The organism is Pseudomonas sp. TAA207, from assembly GCF_001529285.1.
GTDB lineage: Bacteria > Pseudomonadota > Gammaproteobacteria > Pseudomonadales > Pseudomonadaceae > Aquipseudomonas > Aquipseudomonas weihenstephanensis.
Window position 1 is genome coordinate 86,975 of sequence record NZ_LLWJ01000057.1, and the last position, 17,734, is coordinate 104,708.

The 17,734-nt window shown below is 56.0% G+C and carries 23 protein-coding genes and 1 tRNA gene; 5 read left to right on the forward strand and 19 right to left on the reverse strand.

What is annotated here, in order from left to right; all coding sequences use genetic code 11:
- The first annotated feature begins 59 nt into the window (after positions 1-59).
- Positions 60-755 (forward strand): pirin family protein, encoded by a 696-nt coding sequence (locus AP059_RS05505; RefSeq protein WP_059762346.1) that lies wholly within the window; start codon positions 60-62, stop codon positions 753-755.
- Positions 756-815: 60 nt separating this feature from the next.
- Here AP059_RS05505 and AP059_RS05510 read toward each other — a convergent pair whose 3' ends face one another.
- Both AP059_RS05510 and punC read right to left on the reverse strand, forming a co-directional pair.
- The gene (locus tag AP059_RS05510) at positions 816-1,352 is read right to left on the reverse strand and encodes a hypothetical protein (protein ID WP_059762347.1); all 537 of its coding nucleotides are present in this window, start codon (positions 1,350-1,352) and stop codon (positions 816-818) included.
- A 57-nt stretch (positions 1,353-1,409) separates the two neighbouring features.
- The gene (gene punC / locus AP059_RS05515) at positions 1,410-2,591 is read right to left on the reverse strand and encodes a purine nucleoside transporter PunC (RefSeq protein ID WP_059762348.1); all 1,182 of its coding nucleotides are present in this window, start codon (positions 2,589-2,591) and stop codon (positions 1,410-1,412) included.
- 119 nt (positions 2,592-2,710) lie between these two features.
- Here punC and punR point away from each other — a divergent pair, with 119 nt between their 5' ends.
- Positions 2,711-3,634: a DNA-binding transcriptional activator PunR gene (punR, locus tag AP059_RS05520; RefSeq protein ID WP_059762349.1), complete on the forward strand. Its 924-nt coding sequence runs from the start codon at positions 2,711-2,713 to the stop codon at positions 3,632-3,634.
- Here punR and AP059_RS05525 read toward each other — a convergent pair.
- From AP059_RS05525 to AP059_RS05540, 4 genes are all read right to left on the reverse strand, one after another.
- On the reverse strand, positions 3,628-4,236 hold the full coding sequence (locus tag AP059_RS05525; protein WP_059762350.1) for a LysE family translocator: 609 nt from the start codon (positions 4,234-4,236) through the stop codon (positions 3,628-3,630). The two genes, punR and AP059_RS05525, sit on opposite strands and share 7 nt — an antisense overlap.
- Positions 4,237-4,473: 237 nt before the next feature.
- Complete coding sequence (locus AP059_RS05530; protein WP_059762351.1) at positions 4,474-5,016, reverse strand: DUF4174 domain-containing protein; 543 nt, start codon at positions 5,014-5,016, stop codon at positions 4,474-4,476.
- 167 nt (positions 5,017-5,183) lie between these two features.
- Positions 5,184-5,768 (reverse strand): DedA family protein, encoded by a 585-nt coding sequence (locus tag AP059_RS05535; protein WP_059762352.1) that lies wholly within the window; start codon positions 5,766-5,768, stop codon positions 5,184-5,186.
- A gap of 49 nt (positions 5,769-5,817) precedes the next feature.
- Positions 5,818-6,864, reverse strand: a complete 1,047-nt coding sequence (locus tag AP059_RS05540) for a DMT family transporter (RefSeq protein ID WP_059762353.1) — start codon at positions 6,862-6,864, stop codon at positions 5,818-5,820.
- A gap of 307 nt (positions 6,865-7,171) precedes the next feature.
- On the opposite strand from AP059_RS05540, the gene AP059_RS05545 reads away from it, so the two are divergent.
- Positions 7,172-7,258, forward strand: a tRNA-Leu gene (locus AP059_RS05545).
- Positions 7,259-7,400: 142 nt separating this feature from the next.
- Here the strand turns inward: AP059_RS05545 and AP059_RS21935 are convergent.
- The 5 genes from AP059_RS21935 to AP059_RS05565 form a co-directional block, all read right to left on the reverse strand.
- Positions 7,401-7,568: a DUF2986 domain-containing protein gene (locus AP059_RS21935; protein ID WP_082706760.1), complete on the reverse strand. Its 168-nt coding sequence runs from the start codon at positions 7,566-7,568 to the stop codon at positions 7,401-7,403.
- 102 nt (positions 7,569-7,670) lie between these two features.
- Positions 7,671-8,318 carry a DUF799 domain-containing protein gene (locus AP059_RS05550; protein ID WP_048365871.1) on the reverse strand — a complete coding sequence of 216 codons (648 nt, stop codon included), beginning with the start codon at positions 8,316-8,318 and terminating at the stop codon, positions 7,671-7,673.
- Positions 8,315-8,674 (reverse strand): DUF4810 domain-containing protein, encoded by a 360-nt coding sequence (locus tag AP059_RS05555; RefSeq protein ID WP_048365872.1) that lies wholly within the window; start codon positions 8,672-8,674, stop codon positions 8,315-8,317. Before AP059_RS05555 ends, AP059_RS05550 begins: the two co-directional genes overlap by 4 nt.
- 29 nt (positions 8,675-8,703) lie before the next feature.
- A complete protein-coding gene (locus AP059_RS05560; protein WP_048365873.1) occupies positions 8,704-9,387 on the reverse strand; it encodes a CsgG/HfaB family protein in 684 nt (227 codons plus the stop codon).
- 273 nt (positions 9,388-9,660) lie between these two features.
- Complete coding sequence (locus AP059_RS05565) at positions 9,661-9,978, reverse strand: hypothetical protein (protein ID WP_059762354.1); 318 nt, start codon at positions 9,976-9,978, stop codon at positions 9,661-9,663.
- Between the two features lie 118 nt (positions 9,979-10,096).
- Between AP059_RS05565 and AP059_RS05570 the strand changes: the two genes are divergently transcribed.
- Positions 10,097-10,903, forward strand: a complete 807-nt coding sequence (locus tag AP059_RS05570) for an MmyB family transcriptional regulator (RefSeq protein ID WP_059762355.1) — start codon at positions 10,097-10,099, stop codon at positions 10,901-10,903.
- 13 nt (positions 10,904-10,916) lie between these two features.
- Here AP059_RS05570 and AP059_RS05575 read toward each other — a convergent pair whose 3' ends face one another.
- The 8 genes from AP059_RS05575 to AP059_RS05610 are packed head-to-tail and all read right to left on the reverse strand — an operon-like array spanning position 10,917 to position 17,002.
- Positions 10,917-11,537: a LysE family translocator gene (locus AP059_RS05575; RefSeq protein ID WP_048365875.1), complete on the reverse strand. Its 621-nt coding sequence runs from the start codon at positions 11,535-11,537 to the stop codon at positions 10,917-10,919.
- A 60-nt stretch (positions 11,538-11,597) separates the two neighbouring features.
- On the reverse strand, positions 11,598-12,551 hold the full coding sequence (locus AP059_RS05580; protein WP_059762356.1) for an ornithine cyclodeaminase family protein: 954 nt from the start codon (positions 12,549-12,551) through the stop codon (positions 11,598-11,600).
- 3 nt (positions 12,552-12,554) lie between these two features.
- Entirely contained in the window at positions 12,555-13,124 is a 570-nt protein-coding gene (locus tag AP059_RS05585; protein ID WP_059762357.1) for a carboxymuconolactone decarboxylase family protein, read from the reverse strand.
- A 39-nt stretch (positions 13,125-13,163) separates the two neighbouring features.
- Positions 13,164-13,784, reverse strand: a complete 621-nt coding sequence (locus tag AP059_RS05590; RefSeq protein WP_059762378.1) for a bacilysin biosynthesis protein BacA — start codon at positions 13,782-13,784, stop codon at positions 13,164-13,166.
- A gap of 20 nt (positions 13,785-13,804) precedes the next feature.
- The gene (locus tag AP059_RS05595) at positions 13,805-14,770 is read right to left on the reverse strand and encodes a branched-chain amino acid transaminase (protein WP_059762358.1); all 966 of its coding nucleotides are present in this window, start codon (positions 14,768-14,770) and stop codon (positions 13,805-13,807) included.
- 2 nt (positions 14,771-14,772) lie between these two features.
- Positions 14,773-16,173, reverse strand: coding sequence for a phenylacetate--CoA ligase family protein (locus AP059_RS05600; protein WP_059762359.1), 1,401 nt, complete (start codon positions 16,171-16,173; stop codon positions 14,773-14,775).
- Positions 16,174-16,185: 12 nt separating this feature from the next.
- The gene (locus AP059_RS05605) at positions 16,186-16,608 is read right to left on the reverse strand and encodes a DUF2000 domain-containing protein (protein WP_059762360.1); all 423 of its coding nucleotides are present in this window, start codon (positions 16,606-16,608) and stop codon (positions 16,186-16,188) included.
- Positions 16,598-17,002, reverse strand: a complete 405-nt coding sequence (locus tag AP059_RS05610; protein WP_059762361.1) for a Dabb family protein — start codon at positions 17,000-17,002, stop codon at positions 16,598-16,600. The genes AP059_RS05605 and AP059_RS05610 overlap by 11 nt, the downstream gene beginning before the upstream one ends.
- A 220-nt stretch (positions 17,003-17,222) precedes the next feature.
- Here AP059_RS05610 and AP059_RS05615 point away from each other — a divergent pair, with 220 nt between their 5' ends.
- Positions 17,223-17,708 (forward strand): Lrp/AsnC family transcriptional regulator, encoded by a 486-nt coding sequence (locus tag AP059_RS05615; RefSeq protein ID WP_048365881.1) that lies wholly within the window; start codon positions 17,223-17,225, stop codon positions 17,706-17,708.
- The last annotated feature ends 26 nt before the right edge of the window (positions 17,709-17,734 follow it).

Sequence of the window (17,734 nt, forward strand, 5' to 3'; positions counted from 1 at the left end):
CCCATCATCGATCGGGTAGCAGCATCCTTCGCCCGACTGACCCGAACAGGAGCAGCATCATGCTTGAACTCAGACCTTTCAACACACTGGGCGGCGCGAATCACGGCTGGTTGGACGCGCATCATCACTTTTCGTTCGCCGAGTACCACGACCCGCAACGCATGAACTGGGGCAACCTGCGCGTGTGGAACGACGACGTCATCGCTCCCGGCACCGGTTTCCCAAAACATCCGCACCGTGACATGGAAATCATCACCTATGTGCGAGAAGGCGCCATCACTCATGAAGATAACCTGGGCAACAAAGGCCGCACTGAAGCAGGCGATGTGCAAGTCATGAGTGCCGGCACTGGCATTGCGCACAGCGAGTTCAACCTGGAATCGACCGCGACCAAGATTTTCCAGATCTGGATCCTGCCCAATCAGGCCGGTGATGCACCTGCGTGGGGCGCCAAACCGTTCCCTAAAGGTCAGCGTGAAGGCTTTGTGACATTGGCCAGCGGCAAGGATGGTGATCAAGAGAGCCTGCGTATCCGCGCCGACGCTCGCCTGGTGGCCGCCAACCTGAAGGCGGGCGAGACAGCCGAATACGTCTTGGATAAAGGCAGACGTGCGTATCTGGTGCCTGCGACCGGTGTGATTGAGGTCAACGGCCTGCGAGCCAATGCCCGTGACGGGGTGGCCATTGCTGATGAAAGCGTGCTGCGCGTACAGGCACTGGAGGACAGCGAAATCGTACTGGTCGACGTGGCATGACGCCCAATGAAAAAGCCGGGCCTGTAATGAGGCTCGGCTTTTTCACGGTTTGAAACACCCTTAAGTCATTGGGTTATCGATCTGGATGTACAGCGAAAACGCACCCAGTACCAACCAGAAGCAGGCGAACAGCCAAGGCGACCGTACCGAGAACATCAACGATTTTTTGTAGCCTTTGTGCGTCGACTCCATCTCACAAAACAGCGGCGACTCGTCATAAGCAAGCCCCATCTGTGGCTCGCTGCTTAGCAACTCACTCTGCTTGAAGTGCCAATGATCGATGATGTCGTACGCAGCCCGAATACCCGGCCAGGCATTCAACGAAATCATCAGCCCCAACACCGCCAACATCGGTGGCACGGTCAACGTGAAGAACTTGCCCCACTCCGGGTTGAGGTTGGCCATGCTCGACGCAAATGCGATCACCAAAAAAGACTGGGCTGCCAGATAGGCGTCCGTGCGGTGGGACAAGATGCTGGTTTCGTACTGGATTTCGCGGCGATAAAAGTCCAGACGGTCCTTGGGTGAACCAAACATTTTTGCGTCATGTTCGGTGTGAACGTGTGGCGGGGTGTCCGGGGTAATGATTTGGGTCATCCAAAGCGCTCACGCAGTGACTCGAAAACGCTTTGATGCCCACAATGACGACAAAGTTCAGCGCGTTGCCAGACCTTCGGCCACTACTTTGCGCCGCTGAATCATGTACCCCAACAGTGCTACAGGTGCTGAAGCCAACATGACTTCGACGGTGATTTCTAGCGGCTTACTGATGTAGGCCGATACCAGCAGACTGCCCAGAAAGCACAAACCAAGCTGTAGGGTATTTTGCAGTGCAGCAGCTTTGCCTGAGTTTTTGGAAAATGGCAGCAAGGCGTTGGCGACCACGATCGGGTAACTCGCACCGTTGACCAACGCCATCAGGCAAAACGGAATCAACAAAGTGATCAGCGTGGGTTCAGTCTGTGTGGCCACGACATAGAGTCCCACCATGCTTGCGCAATAAGCCAACAACAACCAGGGCAATAACGTACGGCCTTTGATGCGCTGCAAGGCACTGCGGCAGCTGTAGCCGCCAATCAAAAATGCCAGCGTCGGAAACGCATAGCTCAAGCCAATATCATTCGGGCTGTAACCCATGTCGCCGAGGATGAAGGGTGAAGCCGTCAGCCAAGCGAAAAAACTGGCTGAGCACGCTGCAAAAATCATCACATTGCCGCTGAACGTCGCCGAACTCAGCAACTGGAAGTAACTCACGCGCGCAGGGTCGGTCTGAATACGTACGCGCGGCTTGTCTTTAAGCAGCAACGTGGGCACCAACAGCATCAGAGAAATCCCCAGCAACACCGTGAAGATTGCCTGCCACCCCAAATGGTTGAGCACCACGGCCCCCAACAGGGGCGCCAGGGCTGGCGATAAGCCCATCAGCGGCATAATGCCTGCAAACACCCGATTGGCTTTGTCGGCCGGGTAACGGTCAATCACCAGGGCTTGCCACGTCACCGCTGCGGCGCAAATGCCGATGGCCTGAACAAAGCGCAGGCTCAACAGCCACACCGCGTTGTCGACCCAGAGCATGCCCAGGCAGCCCAACGCAAACATCGACAAACCCGTCAAGAGCACAGGCTTGCGTCCAAGCCGATCCGACAGCGGTCCCCAGAGCAATTGGCCAAACGCAAAACCGGCCAGAAAGATGCTTAAACTGGCCCCCACCGCACCGGCTGACAGCTGTAACTCACTGCGCAATGTGCCAAATGCCGGTAAATACATATCCATCGCCAAATAGCCCAGCATGCTGAGGCCGGCGAGGTAACAGGTGAAACCAAACGAGTTCTTCATGTGCACCTAAAAGCTTCCCATCAAACAATTTGTTGACTGGCGTGCATTATCCGGCTGAGCATTCGCTTGTGAAGCGATAATAATTTCACTTTGGCATCAATTATTTCGAAGGCAAAACTGTGTGGTCTGAATATTCTCTGGATGTCATTGATGCCGTAGCCCGGCATGGCAGCTTCAGCGGCGCAGCCCAAGAGCTGCATCGGGTGCCATCGGCCATCAGTTATACGGTGCGTCAACTGGAAGTGTGGTTGGCGGTGCCGTTGTTTGTGCGCCGTCACCGGGATGTGGAGCTGACCCCGGCCGGTCAGCTATTTGTCAAAGAAGCCCGTGACGTGCTGAAAAAAATGCTCGGCACGCGTCGCCTGTGCCAGCAAGTGGCCAATGGCTGGAGCGGCCAGTTACGGGTCGCGGTGGACTCCATCACCAAGCAACCGCGCTGCCAGCAAATGGCCATCGACTTTTACCGACACTTCCCCGACGTGGAACTGATTATTCGCTACGAGGTGTACAACGGCGTGTGGGACGCCCTGGTCGATGGCCGCACCGACATCGTCATCGGCGCGACGCGTGCCATCCCGGTAGCGGGCAGTTTTGCCTTTCGCGACATGGGGTTTCTACACTGGTTATGCGTTGCCAGCCCTGATCATGCGCTGGCCTCCTGCCAAGGCTTGCTCAGTGATGAACAACTGCGGCCCTACCCCTCGTTGTGCATGGATGACACATCACGCAACCTGCCCAAACGCGACACCTGGACGCTCGACAACCAACGCCGAATGATGGTCCCTGACTGGGCGACGGCGTTGGCCTGCCTGTGCGAAGGCTTGTGTGTTGGCATGGTGCCTGCGCATCTGGCTCAACCTCTGATCGCACAAGGGCAGTTGGTGGCCCTGCACCTGCAACGTCCCTTCCCCGCCAGCCCCTCCTGCATCGCCTGGGTACAAAACAACCATTCCCCGGCCATGAGCTGGTTGCTGGAGTACCTCGGCGACACTGACACCCTGAGTCAGGAGTGGCTCAATGATGCCGAGTGCGGTGCTCAGTGATCAAACAGGATCGGGTACAACGACAGCACCAACAGCAGCGCCATGCTCAGATTGAATGCCAATAACCACTTGGGCTTGGTCAGCACGGAGCGCAAAGCACTGCCAAAGCCTGCCCACACGCAGACGCTGGGCAAATTGATCACCGCGAACACCAGCGCAATGATGAACACATTGACGATGTATCCCTGCGAGGGGGTGTACGTGGTAATTGCACCGACCGCCATCACCCAGGCCTTGGGGTTGACCCACTGAAAAGCGGCTGCACCCCAAAAGCTCAACGGTGCGCCATGTACATTTTGCGTAGTTGAAACTGGCCCGCTGGTGGCGACCTTCCATGCCAGATACAACAAGTAGGCGGCGCCCAGGTAGCGCAATACGGTGTAAGCCACCGGCACGGCCTTGAACACCCCGCCCAGACCCAATCCCACCGCCAATACCAAAAACATAAAGCCAAAACTGATACCCAATGCGTGAGGAAGAGTTCGGCGAAACCCAAAGTTAACGCCCGAGGCCAGCAACATGGTGTTGTTGGGACCAGGGGTGATGGAGGAGACGAACGCAAACAACACAAACGCTGAGATTAATTCGAGGGAGAACGGCATGTTTACGTCCGGTGTTTAAAGGGTGGTTGAACACACCCTAACGGATCACCGGGCAAGACTTGCGTTACAGCTGAGGCGTATTTGTACCGCACACATTGGCCAGCGTTTTCTGTTTTGAGCACATGTTTTTCACGCGCCGTTCACATTCCAGAGCCTAAATTGAACCCACTCCTTTAGTGAATCCCTCTTGGCCCGCTTCCCCCAGCGGGCCTTTTTTTGCTCGCAGATTGTTCAACCTCAATCATCCAGAGGCTGTGGGGCTTTCGCTGGCCGGGACGCTTTTACAGCGGTCTCGCCTTTGCCTTTTTTAGCTCTATCGGGTGGGGTCACCAGATCCTCAGGCCTTGAGTACTCTTTCTCTTGAGCAGGCAAGTTATCAATTGCGCTGAAGATGATATTGAGGTCGTGTGTGTCGGCAGGTAATGGCACAGGCTGGCCGTCTTTGCCAAAAACAAGGACTTGGGTGCTGTTGATGACACCTACACTGAGCCCCCGAATCAGCGCCATGGTTTCTGGTTGTTCCAGGTTTTTGCCGTCGCGTTTACCGCTCAAACCTTCAACCGTATACAACACCATCTTGCGGTCTTTGAGCCGTTGCTGCGTGGTCTGTTCTTCGAGGTTTTCTTTCAACGTTTTCAATGTGGGGTCAGCAGACGTACGAGCAAAAATAACCAGCGGGCGATACTTTCCAATGTCCTGTTTCAAGGGGCTATCAATGTCAGCAGCCTGTGCGGCGCCAGACAACAATACGCCAGCAAGAATCATCACGCGAATAAGCATCCAGACCTCCTTTTTCATCATCGAACCGGGGCGTGAGCAGACGTTGAAGACCTTCTCCCCGGTCTGCCTGCCAAGAGTCTAGGCCAAGGGATTTATCACGCCACCAGCGCTCCCGAACTTTGCCTTTGGGGTTTATTCATTGCAACTACATACAGGTGCGAGTCGCTTTACCCCTCTTGCGCAGCTTTGCGCTTAGCCCTGACATGCCGCACAAGCGCCACAACCACCACCAAGGCCATCACCCCCAAAATGATAGGCCAACGGTACGGTTTCAGATCGCCCAATACCTGTTGCAGGAAATCCCCGGCCCAATATCCGGCACTGGCAAACAGCGTGGCCCATACCAGCGCGCCTAACAGATTGATACACGCAAACTTGAGGGGCGACACCTTGCACGCGCCAATCACCATCGGCCCCATCAAACGCATGCCGTAGAGAAACCTCACGGTAAAAATCGACACCGTGGGGTGTTGATTCACCAGGTGCGTCACCTTGTCTATGGCCGCCTGTTGCTTGTGCAGCCTGGGTAACAGGCGTTCCCCAAAGTAGCGGCCGGTCCAAAACAGCAACTGATCACCCAGCATCCCGGCCAAACTGGCATAACCAATCACCGGCAGCAGCTTGAGTACATGCTGATGGGCCGCCATACCGCCCAAAATCAGAATGGTCTCGCCTTCCAGCAAACAGCCAATAAAAATGACCAGATAACCATAGGTTGCCAGCAGGTAATTGAAATCCAAGTGTTCAAACATGCGCGTTCAATGACTCCATTGAGGGGTTAAACGGTAGCGATTTTGCACCTCAGTGCCGATGCCGATGATGAATATCCGGAAAGTGCGGGTGGCTATGATTGATCGGCAGATGTACATGCATATGGCTATGGGGCTTATCCCTCGCCACCTCTTCGACATGTTCGTGTTGATGATGTTCATCATGATGGTGACGGTGGGCGTGCTCTATCAACCAATGGTGATGCTCGTGCGTGTGCAACTCAGTCAAATGCAACCACACCCCCATAGACATGAATGCAGCAGCCAACCAGAACGGGAGCGACACCGACTCACCCAACACCAGGATCGCGAGCGCAGCGCCTAAAAAAGGCGCTGTGGAAAAATACGCACCGGTGCGTGCAGCCCCCAGGCCGCGCAGTGCCAGCACAAACAGCACCAGGCTCACACCATAGCCGAGAAAACCGATCAGCAAAGTCGGCGTTAATACCGCCAATGCGGGCAACTGGGCGCCAAGCGACAGGGCTATTGCGCAATTGACGCCACCGGCAAACACACCTTTGGCGCCCGCGATATACAGCGCATCAGAAGCCGAGACCTTGCGGGTCAAGTTGTTGTCCACGGCCCAACACAGGCAGGCAAACGCCACGGCTAACGGCCCTGACAGGGACTGCCCCCCAACGCCCACCCCAACTGACGGCCAGGCCAACACAACCCCGCCCGCAATAATCGCCAACATACCCAAGACAATTCGGCGGTCGGCGTTTTCTTTAAACACCACCCACGCCAGCAACGCCGTCAACACAGGCTCCAGATTCAACATCAAAGACGCTGTGGCGCCGGATGTGCGCGTCAAACCAAACATCAACGCCACGGGGCCCATGACCCCACCAAATGCAATGGCACCCAGCAACCACGGCCATTGGCAAGCACTTAACCCTGACGATTTCCAGCCACGGTCTCTGACACAACGCACCAGCAACACCCCCGCGCCACTGCCCACATACAACAACCCGGCCAACAACACAGGGGAAATATCGGTGCCCAACAGCTTGGCCAGCGGAGTACTTGCACCAAACAGCGCAGCAGCCACCAGCGCATAAATCACACTCGTATTCATTTCGCTTACTACAGTTGCAAACCTGCAAATACCCTAGCCTAAACCAGCTTGGGGAGGCGGCGGATAAACCAGGCCGATGCCTGCCTTAAGACAGCCAACGCCTTGCCCACCAACAGTGGGCGTTCATAGCTTCATGATTTTTCGACGTTTTTATGAGGCACTCGGGTAAAAAAATGTACATAAATGGACGTTATCGAACTTGCCTCATTGCACAAGCCTCTATATATTCGTCCACCTGTCACGCAGGCTCTTGAGCACTTTAAGCAATTAAAGTCCCATCCTCCCTGACGCGCTGCACAGCGCTACCGCCCGAATGGCGAAATTGGTAGACGCATGGGACTTAAAATCCCCCGTTCGAAAGGACGTGCCGGTTCGATTCCGGCTTCGGGCACCAAACAAATCAAGGGCTTGCATGAGATTCTTCATGCAGGCCCTTTGTTTTTAGTTCCGCAATTATCCTTTTCGCCCCATCCCTGGCGTCCTGCCACTTACCAAAACTCAACATACGATTGCTCCTGGAACCTGACCGGAACACGTCACTCCTCAGCGGGCATTTCTTCGCCGCGAACGGGTTCGGGTTCAGCCGCGAGTTTCATGCGGTCAGCTTTGCTGATGTACTTCACCTTGTTTTTCGGTGCCAATTTGGCACTGGCTTTTTTAGCGTGAGCCTTCAAGAGTTGCGTTATTTTTTTGCGACGATTCATATTTCAGTACTCAACGTGCCTGCTCTGAAGGACGTCCATTTAAAAAATTTACCCGACACGGTGTGTCAGTGGCCGGTGCGGGCGCCACTGACACTGCCGCAATCAGTCCGAACCGTATTTGGGCGATCGAGGCCCATACAGGATCCCGGTGCGCTGGCCAGCCGACAGCAATCGGGCACTGGCTACACCCGCAATAGGGTGTGCAGCATCGGTGGAGCTGTTAATCACCTGCTTGACGGCAGCCGTGATCAACATACCGATAATGCCTCCCCCGTTGCCGTTGCCCTCTTCGCTGGAAGCCCGAGCCACACCGGTCCACAACGTGGTGCCCGTTTTCAGGTCCACCAGTTTTGCCGTGGCCGTGACAGCGGTGTCACTGGCGATCAGCATGTAGCGCGTGCCGTACTCAGTGACGGTGATGTAAAGCCCAGCGTCTGCGCCAAAGATTTCCTGCAACTTGGCCGGTGATACAGCCTGAATATCATTGGCCGTGGTCAGCCCGTTCTGGCGGAAAGTTTCATCCACCAACGCAATCGGCAGCACGTAGTAACCCGCCTCGGCCAACGGGTACGTGACCTGCGACACCAGGCTGTAGGAGGCCTGAATTTCGGGAGACTCGTTGATCGGTGGCAGTACCAGGATGCTTTTCGGACGGCTTTGTTTAAACGCCGCGTAGTCGATGGTTTTGGGGGCTGCGCAGCCGCCCAGCAAGGCCAGGCTCAACAACACCGCTAAATAACGCGCACTCATTTGGTATCTCCGGCCTTGGCGTTCTTGAGCAAGAAGTCCATGTAAGGCCCGGACTCGGGAAACAAGGCTTTTTCAGTGCGAAACTGCTGCACCATCTGATCATCCTTGCCCATCGACAGGTACAACATGCCCAAATGCGCGTGATAACCGGGCGGAGCTGAACGACCGCTGGCATTGATCTTTTGTAGATCGCGCTCCAGTGCCTCGACCTGCTGCTCCTTGGGTTCACCCTTGAAGTATTCGTACACCTGCGGCTGATAGCTTTCCCACTGATACAGCGGTTTGGGCGCGGTTTGGCAACCGGCCACTATCATGAATCCTGCCAGCATCAGCGACAACTTGACTGCCTTGCTCATCCTTGTACTGCTCCTTGATGCATCACTGATCAGTTTGAACGCGGGTTCCAGGCGCCAGCGTTGATACCGTCTACCAAATGATTGATCGCTTCACGCATGGCCAGGTCCAGCACCTTGCCGTTGAGTGTGGAGTCATAGCTGGCAGTGCCGCCAAAACCCACGATTTCACGATTGGACAAGGCATATTCACCTGCACCCTGAGTCGAATAGACCACTTCTGAGGTGCTGATGTTGACGATGTTCAGGTTGACCTTGGCGTAAGCCACCTGCGTTTTACCACGACCCAGCAAACCGAATAATTGACGGTCGCCGGTTTCCTTGCGACCGAACTCGGTCACATCGCCTGTCACGACGTAATCCGCGCCTTTGAGCTTTTGGGCCTGGCCTTTGATCGCAGCTTCCTGGGCGATTTCGCCCATATTGTCGCGGTCCAGCACGCTGAAGCGGTTGGTCTGCTGCAAGTGGGTGATCAAGATGGTCTTGGCTTGTCCGCCGAGGCGGTCGACACCATCAGAAAAAATCCCGCGCATGTAACTGGAGCGGTTATCGAACTTGCCCACCGCAATTGGCACGCGCACACCGTGGTACGCAACGCTGGCACTGGCGACTTTCTCAATGGGTAATGCGCGCGAGCTTTCAGTGGCACAACCGGCCAGCGCAAAAAAGCCAACCACGGCGGTGCTTGTCAGCAGGGTTTTGAACAGTGTTTTCACTGGATACTCCTTTAAGGAAAACGGGGTACCTGGTATTTCGCACTGCCGAACGCTGCCATCTCGCCGACGATTGCCCACGTCAGGCACAGGCCATTGCGGGCGTGTAACGCGCGGCGCGCCAAATGAACATCGGGGCATTTTAAGAGGGGCGCACAAACGGATATGGCGCAAGGCTTAAGGCTGACCAGGTACTGTCTTGCTGAGTTCTTCACGCATGAGGGCTCAGAAAGCGCGCGGACAATACCAAACTGACCTGTCTGCTACAACTTGCCGCTACTTTCCTGATTGCGGATGCCGAAAGCCGTTGACCACGATATACAGCAGCGGACCTATCGAGACGAACACCGCCGTCAGCAGAAAATAAGGCCATACAGTAACGATCGGACGCCCCTTCGAGCGAGCATCGCGATACATCCAGACACAGGCCATGCCACCCAACACATACAAGTCAATCACCACCTGGGCCGTATCGGGCTTGGACATAAGTTGCAGGCCGAAATCAATCAGGGATTGGTCGGCCTGCCACAAGGTGAACGCCGTATACGAGGAGAACAGCAGCAGTGCGATGAGCGCGAGGTAAGGTTTTTTCATGATGGCCATCCTTGAGCAAAGGGGGTGTCAGCTGCCGTTACGTTAGTGATAACGTCACCGGCCAAGCAATGACCTGTCAGGTCATAGACGTTTGCCTTGTGCCCACAAGAGTTCATCCATGAACAGCCAACCGTTCCCACGAGCAGTGCCATCTGATAGCGCCGGTACACAACTGCGCCTGATTCGCCGACAGGCTGGACTGAGCCAACTGGACCTTGCCCTGATCAGTGGCATTTCACAGCGTCACCTGAGTTGTATAGAAACGGGCCGTGCCACACCGGGGACGGGGACGCTGCACAACCTGCTAATGGCGCTTCAGGCCCCACTGGAGCAATGCAACAACGTCTTTTTGGCCGCAGGATACGCGCCACGCTACCAAGCAACCCCGCTCGCTTCGCCTTCAATGCAGGCCATCCATGAAGCCATCCAGCATGTGCTGCACGCCAACAATCCCGCCCCCGCTATTGTTTTGGACAGTCAGTGGCAGGTCCTGGCCGCCAACGCCAGCACTCAAGTGTTGTTTGACCTGGTGGGATTAACGCCTGATAACGCTCAAGGATTGAACCTGCTTGTGACCCTGCTGCAACCGGGTGGCTTGGGTGACCACCTGATCAACGCCTGTGAAATCAGGCGTGTTGCCTGGCAAAGGGCTGCGCGTGAAGCCTTGGACAATCGCGAATTGGCGCACCTGCTGGAGCAACTGCCCGCCCCCGCCATGCCGGAGGTGTTGAGCGATGAGCTGCCACCGCTGGTGATGACGCGGGTCAACTCTCAACAGGGCGAGCTGAACTTCCTGTCTACCTTCACAACATTTGGCATGCCGCAGGATGTCACGGTGAACTCCTTGCGCATCGAGCACCTGATACCGGCTGACCCGCACACGTGGCACACCATGCGCCGAGCGTATGAGCAGGCCAGTCAGTAACGCGTGACACCCCTCAGCGAACCAGCATGGCCGCACCGGCTGCCACCATGATCGCGGCGGCACCGCGAAACAATCGCTGTTGCGCGCGCAGGCTCGACAGCAGGTGACGAATACGCACCGCACCAAAAACAAACAGTGCCCCGACACTCAGTAGCACCAGCACCGTTAACGGCACCAGCATCAACCCCCACGTCGCCAGTGATACGGTTTCAAGGTTGATCACCAACGGCAGCAAGGCCAGGTAAAACGCAATGGTTTTAGGATTGCCCAAGGTGATGGTCAAACCTGAGACCGCCGCTGACAGCAGTTCTTTACGCTTCACAGGCTTACCGACTTCAATCGCCTGATGATCGGCAAACCAAAATTGCCAGGCCAGATAGAACAGATACAGCGCAGCCCCCCAACGCACCAATTGGAACAGCTCGTTAAAGTGCTCAGCGATCATCGCCAGGCCAAACACGGCAAATGACAGGTACGTCAAATCCCCCAGAATCAAACCAAACAACAAACAAAACCCGGTCAGTGCTCCGCCACTGACACTTCTGGCCACCAGTGCAGCCATGCCTGGCCCCGGAATGGCTGCGGCAATACCTAATGCCGCGCTGTAGGTGAGTACCTGTGTCAAATCGAGCATAGCGTTCCCCCTCGGGACTTAAATTTTACGTAGGGCCAGGGCTCAAACCGGTCTGTGTCGTCAGACCGATGAGGCGAGCCACTGGCGGATTACCTCACGGGAAAACACCAGGTCCTGCACCGCCAACCCTACGGACTTGAAGAGCGTGACGCCCCCTTCCTCCCGCCAACGTCGATCAGTCGGCACAGCACCGATTTCAGTGCCCACGCCCTGCGGGTTCAAAACGCCTTGATTGACCGCTTTGATCACGCACTCACTGGCGGCCAACACCGACTGATTGCAATCGGTGAACAGAAGGCTGTCTTGGTACACATCTTCATGCAGCTCCTGAAACCCCAGCGCCGATGAGCCGATTGCGTTGACGTGGCAGTGCCTGGGTAAATCACTGCGCCTGATGATCGGTGACCTGGCGGCCGTGGTCAGGCACACAATATCGCGATCATGGACCGCCTCTGCGGCGCTGGCACATACGCTCACCGGCAGATCGCAGGTGCTCTGAATCCATTGGCCCAATTCACGGGTGGCTCGCGGGTTACGGCCCCAAATTGAAACGTGCTTGATGGGCCTTACGCTTTGCATGGCCAACACGTGAGCACGCGCTTGCAACCCGGTGCCGAGAATGGCGAGACGTGAAGCCTGGCGATGTGCCAGCATCTCGGTCGCATAGGCTGAAGCCGACGCAGTACGAATCTGCGTGATTGCACCGGCATCCACGGCCACCACGGGTGGCGCACCGGGTTCGTCATAGATCAACACACTGCCACTGTGCGACGGGCCTTTGGCAGCCTCGCCCAACTTGACCACCACGGACTTCAGGCCGAAGCCCTGATAGGGACCGGACTTGATGTACGCAGGCATGACGCCCATCAATTGCTGTTCAGCGCCCCTGACAATCGTGCGCAAAGGCTGATCAACCTGCCCTGTCGCATGCAGTTTGAAAGCGATTTCGCTCAGTTTGAGGCTCAGCGCATCATTGAGCAGCTGTGTGACCGAGTGGCTGTCCAGGTACAGCATCAATCAACCTCCGCTCGCCTGTTTGAAACCTTTAAACCCCGCCCATTGGAACGCGGTGTCGATTTCGGTGCCGGCAATGGCATTTACAATCGTCGACATGTTTTTCTGTGACACCCCGAGCACCACATCCAGCATGTTTTGCTGGCTGAAACCGGCACGCAACACCGCATCTATGGCGGCTTGGCCCAAATGCCCGCGTGCATGAATCACCTCAAGCGTAAAGCGGCGCAGAGCGCTCAATTGCGGGCTCAAACGGCTCGGGTCATGGGCGATGGCATCCACGACTGCCGCGTCAACCCCGTTGGACAGTGCGATGAATGCATGCGCCTGCACTGTGTACTCACAGCTGTTTTCAATCCCGGTGGTCATCCACACCAGCGCTTTTTGCTCCTCACTCAAGGAGCTGTCGATAAACAGGTCATGGGCGCTCTGATAAGCCGCGAGTAAGGACGGCGATTCAGACATGTAAGCGCTCTGATTAGGAATCCAGCCGAAGTTATCGATAGAGCTTTGCAGCAACGGTTTGCTCTTATACGGCGTCGAATCAAGCGTGTGGCGTTTCAATACAGTCATGACAACCTCTACTTTTATTCTTGGGAGTGAGCGCAGCGCTCAATTGCAATGCACGTTGCCTTCCATGCCCAACGCGCTCCACTGGGTGTAAGCGAACACTGACCACAGCATGCGGATGGGGCGTGTGCTGGAGACAAAGTTCAAACCGTGCAAGGCGGCGGCAACTTCAGTGGTCAGCGCCACGTCCACTTCACCTCGGGCCGCGGCGCCAGCGGCGGCACTGGTGGACAGCGCAAGAATCACGGAGTCCACCTCAAGTCCCTCTGGCAACAGTTCTTCAATCAGCATCATTGGCGCGGGGTGAGTGGCCACTGTCAGTTTTTTGGTCGTCAACGGCCCTTTGCTGGCCAAGCCATAAAGTGGCGTATCGAAGACAAACGTCGCCACCAGCGCCAACCGGGGGTCCATGTAGAAATGATTGATCTGCTGATAGGCATTGGCCACGATCATGACCGCCGGTACCTGTTCCACCAGGCTTGAACGCGCCTGTTCATACGAGTCGCACAGGTTGACCTGGACCTGAGCCCCCGGGTATTGGCGCCCAAACCACTGACTGAAGAAATGGGCGGCGGCTTCGCTGCTGGTCCCGTTGGGCCCTAGCGTGTTGATCACCAATTGACGCCAATCAACCACACCCAAATTCATGAAATTTCTGTCCATGTTCATGACGCTCCAAGTGCTCAATGAGTGACCGGGCTTAACCAGTGGGCGTATTGCGGGACCTGGCCCCTCACGGTTTTCAGATAAAGGTCCCTGACCTTCGCCGTGATGCTCCCCACCTGACCCGCCTGGGTCGAGTAGTGATCAATCTGGGTCACGGGCACGATTTCTACCCCCGTACCGGCAAGGAAGCATTCGTCGACGCTGAACAGTTCTGAAAACGAAATATCGCGCTCAATGACCTTAAGTCCCAGCTCATCCCGGGCCAGCGTCATCACCGTGTCACGGGTAATCCCTTCAAGAATATGAGCACTCAACGGCGGGGTAATCAGGCAACCGTCTTTGACCACAAACACATTGGAGGTGGTCGACTCAGCGAGATTGCCGTGCACATTCAACATCAGCGCATCATCAAAGCCCTGACGTTGCGCCGACTCCATCGCCAGCGCGGAGTTGGCGTAACTGCCAGTGATCTTGGCGCGGGCAGGCAATGACACATCGGGGATACGGCGCCAGGTCGAAATCGCACAACGCACACCCGTGGCGGGCATGTAGGCGCCCATTGGCAGGGTATTGATCACCAGCCCGGTGCTGACACCTGACAGTTTCACCCCAAACCCGACGCCCGGTAGCAGCGCCTTTTTATAGGCTAAAGGGCGGATGTAGCTGTCCGTGCTGGCTAGGTTGCGACCTAGCAAGTCAACAATAATGGCTTTCATTTCGGCGCGGTCAGGCAAGTTATCCAACTGCAACAACCTGGCGGAGTTCTCCAGCCGCTTGAGGTGATCCTCCAGGCGGAACACATTCAGCGCGCCAGCGTCACTCACATACGCACGAATGCCTTCGAACACCGCGGTGCCGTAGTTAAACGCCTGCGTCGTCACCGGGATCAGCGCTTGAGCGGCTTCCACCACCTGCCCTTCAAAGTAAACGTGCAGGTGCGGCTTGCGTGGGAGAGCCGGCGCTTGATTGGGGGTATGCGCCATGATCAGGCTCTCCGCGCAGCAAGGGTCAACGCGGTATCGCGTTCGCGGTTATCGCTGCCCTGACGCTTGTCGTGCAAGCGCGCGGCTTTCCAGCTGACCATGGCAGCGGTGCCGGTGACCGCATCGGTCGGGCCGACAGCAATGCGGGTCAGCGCTCCCAGGCGCGTCTGCATGAAGGCCGCGATGGCCACCAGATCGTTTTGCGTGGCCGCGCCCGGATACACCTCCAGCGTGACCTGCAACTGGTCAACGCCATCCACCGACTCCACCTGAATGTGGTAATCAAGGCAGCCCTTCAAGTGCTCGAACAACGCCGCTTCAACGTCGTAGGCACAATGGTTGTGGCCGTTGAGGACCAACGTGTCGCGCACACGGCCAATCGGCACGAGGTGCCACTTGCCGTTCTCCACGGCATGAACCCTGACCATGTCGCCGGTGCGATAGCGAATCAGCGGTTTTTGCCCTTGATACAAATGGGTGATCACCAACTCGCCGGTCATGCGCTGATGTTCCGGTGACAGCACCTGGCCCGTCGCCGGGTTGATCACCTCATAGATCACGTTCAGCGGCACCGTACACAGGTTGCCGCGGGCATCACACGCCGCCAGAATCGACGACTCCTGAGAGGCGTACATGCAGTTGTACAGCGTGCAATTCCACACTTCACCGATATTGCGCAACAACGCGGGCGTGGTCAGCTCGCCCAGTGTCAGCATCAGCTTGACCCCCAGGTTAGCGGGCTGCTGGCCTTTCTTGATCAAATGCCTGGCCAGGCTGATCGCCACGCCCGGCGTACACACCAGTGCTGTGATTTTCAACTCGCGGATCAATGCCACAGCACGGTCCAGCCCGACCACAGGCGAGCGCGGCCACATTTTCACCACGGTGTGCCCAAGGCTGCGGCACACGTCTTCAAAGGTGTCACCGGTTGAATGCAATTCAGTCGGGCCCATCACCCCCACAATGTGACGCTCACCGTGCGCGCGAAACAGCTCACCGTAGCGCTGGATCAGTGGGGTGTTATTGAAAATCGAATCATGCTCATTGCGCGGGCATGGCGTGGCGGCGCCGGTGGTGCCGGTGGTCTCGTAATAGACCCAGGCCTTATTGAGCGGTGCTGCGGCCAAATCGTGCCCGGCCTCGCGCAGGTCATTTTTACTGGTAAAAGGCAGGCGGCTGAAATGTTCCCAACTCAGCGAATCAATGCTGTTATCCGGCACGCTGGACAAATGAATCTTATAAAAAGCTGAGCCCGCTTTAACATAGCGCACCACCTCTTTAAGACGATCAAGTTGCAGTTCCTTCAGGGCAGACTCGTCAATATCACCCGCCTCAAAAGCCGCCTGCTGTTGATACACCGCGCGCGCCAGGTCTAAAAGTTCAGGTTTGAATAATGCGTACACATAACCTCCTTGTTATTTGAAGAGTGCGAGATTGCCGGTCAACTTATTGATTAACTTTTTCGGCCCCACCAGACCAATGGCGACTAACTCAATGGCCGGGCTGTCAGCCTCGGCAATACGCGACTCATATTCTTCATAGGTTTTGCAGGACTGCGCCAACGCACTAAACGGCATCACATGCACGCCTTCTTCCGCCAAGGCCTTTTCTTGCAGGCTGTGCAACAACGCATTGTCAGACACCAGAATAGGCAACGGTGCGTAAATGACACCGGGGTAGTTAATACCATCACGGCTGTGCAGATCCGGACCTACCAAGCCTTCGATCGCCCCCCCGAAACTGACCCCGATCACACTGATGGCATTGGCTGCATGCCCCAGCCCCAGAGCCTTGTCGACAACAATGACGCACTTGTGAATGGCCGCATCAAACTTCATGTGTCTCTCCCTGGACTTGCCGGCTTTTCAAAATATCCCACTGTTTTATCTGGCCACCCACGCCCCCGGCCAACAACCCGGCAAAACTGGAGGTTTGGCTGTCCACTTCAATATCCACCACCGACCACGTCGCAATACGCTGCCACTTCTCCACGCCACGCATATGATCCTGGTGTATCAAGTAGGCAGACAACTTTGCGTGATCTTCAAACAAGCCCATGACCACAAAATCCATCGCCTGTGCGCGCTCACTTATATTGCGCCCACAGGCCCAACCCCGAATCTCATCAATATTTAAAGGGTGTTGGCGGGTGATTATTTCGGCGTCCATCACTTCTTCATCACCCCATTGATACGGTTCAATAAACTTGAAAAACACCAAATGAAGAATCATGCAGTCCCCTGAACATGCACCTCAAGGCACACGTTACTGTTATTTTTATATAAGCAAGGATTAACCCTCACCACGAAAGTTATTCAAGGCGTGCGTGCAGGTTGATGATTAAAGCGTTAAAAAATACTAAACCTTTGAGCAGAATAATTATTTCTATTTTGATTGCCGCGCGAATCGATTTAGGTAGAATCTTGCGCCTGATGACAGGGAGTTGGAATTTATGACCACGCCGGTGCTAACCACTACAGATGTGCGCATTCTTACGGCTTTGCAACAGGACGGCCGCATCACCAACCAGACCTTGGCCGATCAGATCGGCATGTCTGCGTCCCCCTGCTGGCGCCGCGTGCGCCAACTCGAAGAGCACCGCTACATTCAGGGGTACCGCGCGGTACTGGACCGACGCAAGATCGGTTTAGGGGTCATGGTGTTTGTGCGTATCAGCATTGGTCACCACAGCGAAGCAGAAGCCAAGAAGTTCGAGGAGCAAGTCATGCTGCTCGAAGACGTTGTCGCCTGCTACAGCATCGGCGGCGACGCCGACTTCTTGCTGCAAGTGGTCGCTCGCGACCTGGACTCTTTTGCCGATTTCGCCATGTCAGTCGTCAGGCGACTGCCGGGTATCAAAGAGATGCAGAGCATGTTCGTGTTGAAAGAAATCAAACCCTTTGTCTCTTTCCCGGTTAAAAGCGCCCAAGACATTTAGCGCGACGCCCCACCGTTGAGTTCACT

Coding starts and splice junctions, on each gene's coding strand:
- AP059_RS05540 (WP_059762353.1), bottom strand. CDS start 6,864: ATGAATACGAGTGTGATTTATGCGCTGGTGGCTGCTGCGCTGTTTGGT.
- AP059_RS05570 (WP_059762355.1), top strand. CDS start 10,097: ATGAACAGCCAACCGTTCCCACGAGCAGTGCCATCTGATAGCGCCGGT.
- AP059_RS05525 (WP_059762350.1), bottom strand. CDS start 4,236: ATGCCGTTCTCCCTCGAATTAATCTCAGCGTTTGTGTTGTTTGCGTTC.
- AP059_RS05595 (WP_059762358.1), bottom strand. CDS start 14,770: ATGGCGCATACCCCCAATCAAGCGCCGGCTCTCCCACGCAAGCCGCAC.
- AP059_RS05610 (WP_059762361.1), bottom strand. CDS start 17,002: ATGATTCTTCATTTGGTGTTTTTCAAGTTTATTGAACCGTATCAATGG.
- AP059_RS21935 (WP_082706760.1), bottom strand. CDS start 7,568: ATGAATCGTCGCAAAAAAATAACGCAACTCTTGAAGGCTCACGCTAAA.
- punC (WP_059762348.1), bottom strand. CDS start 2,591: ATGAAGAACTCGTTTGGTTTCACCTGTTACCTCGCCGGCCTCAGCATG.
- AP059_RS05605 (WP_059762360.1), bottom strand. CDS start 16,608: ATGAAGTTTGATGCGGCCATTCACAAGTGCGTCATTGTTGTCGACAAG.
- AP059_RS05565 (WP_059762354.1), bottom strand. CDS start 9,978: ATGAAAAAACCTTACCTCGCGCTCATCGCACTGCTGCTGTTCTCCTCG.
- AP059_RS05585 (WP_059762357.1), bottom strand. CDS start 13,124: ATGACTGTATTGAAACGCCACACGCTTGATTCGACGCCGTATAAGAGC.
- AP059_RS05555 (WP_048365872.1), bottom strand. CDS start 8,674: ATGAGCAAGGCAGTCAAGTTGTCGCTGATGCTGGCAGGATTCATGATA.
- AP059_RS05580 (WP_059762356.1), bottom strand. CDS start 12,551: ATGCTGTACCTGGACAGCCACTCGGTCACACAGCTGCTCAATGATGCG.
- AP059_RS05510 (WP_059762347.1), bottom strand. CDS start 1,352: ATGACCCAAATCATTACCCCGGACACCCCGCCACACGTTCACACCGAA.
- AP059_RS05615 (WP_048365881.1), top strand. CDS start 17,223: ATGACCACGCCGGTGCTAACCACTACAGATGTGCGCATTCTTACGGCT.
- AP059_RS05550 (WP_048365871.1), bottom strand. CDS start 8,318: ATGAGTGCGCGTTATTTAGCGGTGTTGTTGAGCCTGGCCTTGCTGGGC.
- AP059_RS05530 (WP_059762351.1), bottom strand. CDS start 5,016: ATGCTTATTCGCGTGATGATTCTTGCTGGCGTATTGTTGTCTGGCGCC.
- AP059_RS05505 (WP_059762346.1), top strand. CDS start 60: ATGCTTGAACTCAGACCTTTCAACACACTGGGCGGCGCGAATCACGGC.
- AP059_RS05575 (WP_048365875.1), bottom strand. CDS start 11,537: ATGCTCGATTTGACACAGGTACTCACCTACAGCGCGGCATTAGGTATT.
- AP059_RS05590 (WP_059762378.1), bottom strand. CDS start 13,784: ATGGACAGAAATTTCATGAATTTGGGTGTGGTTGATTGGCGTCAATTG.
- AP059_RS05535 (WP_059762352.1), bottom strand. CDS start 5,768: ATGTTTGAACACTTGGATTTCAATTACCTGCTGGCAACCTATGGTTAT.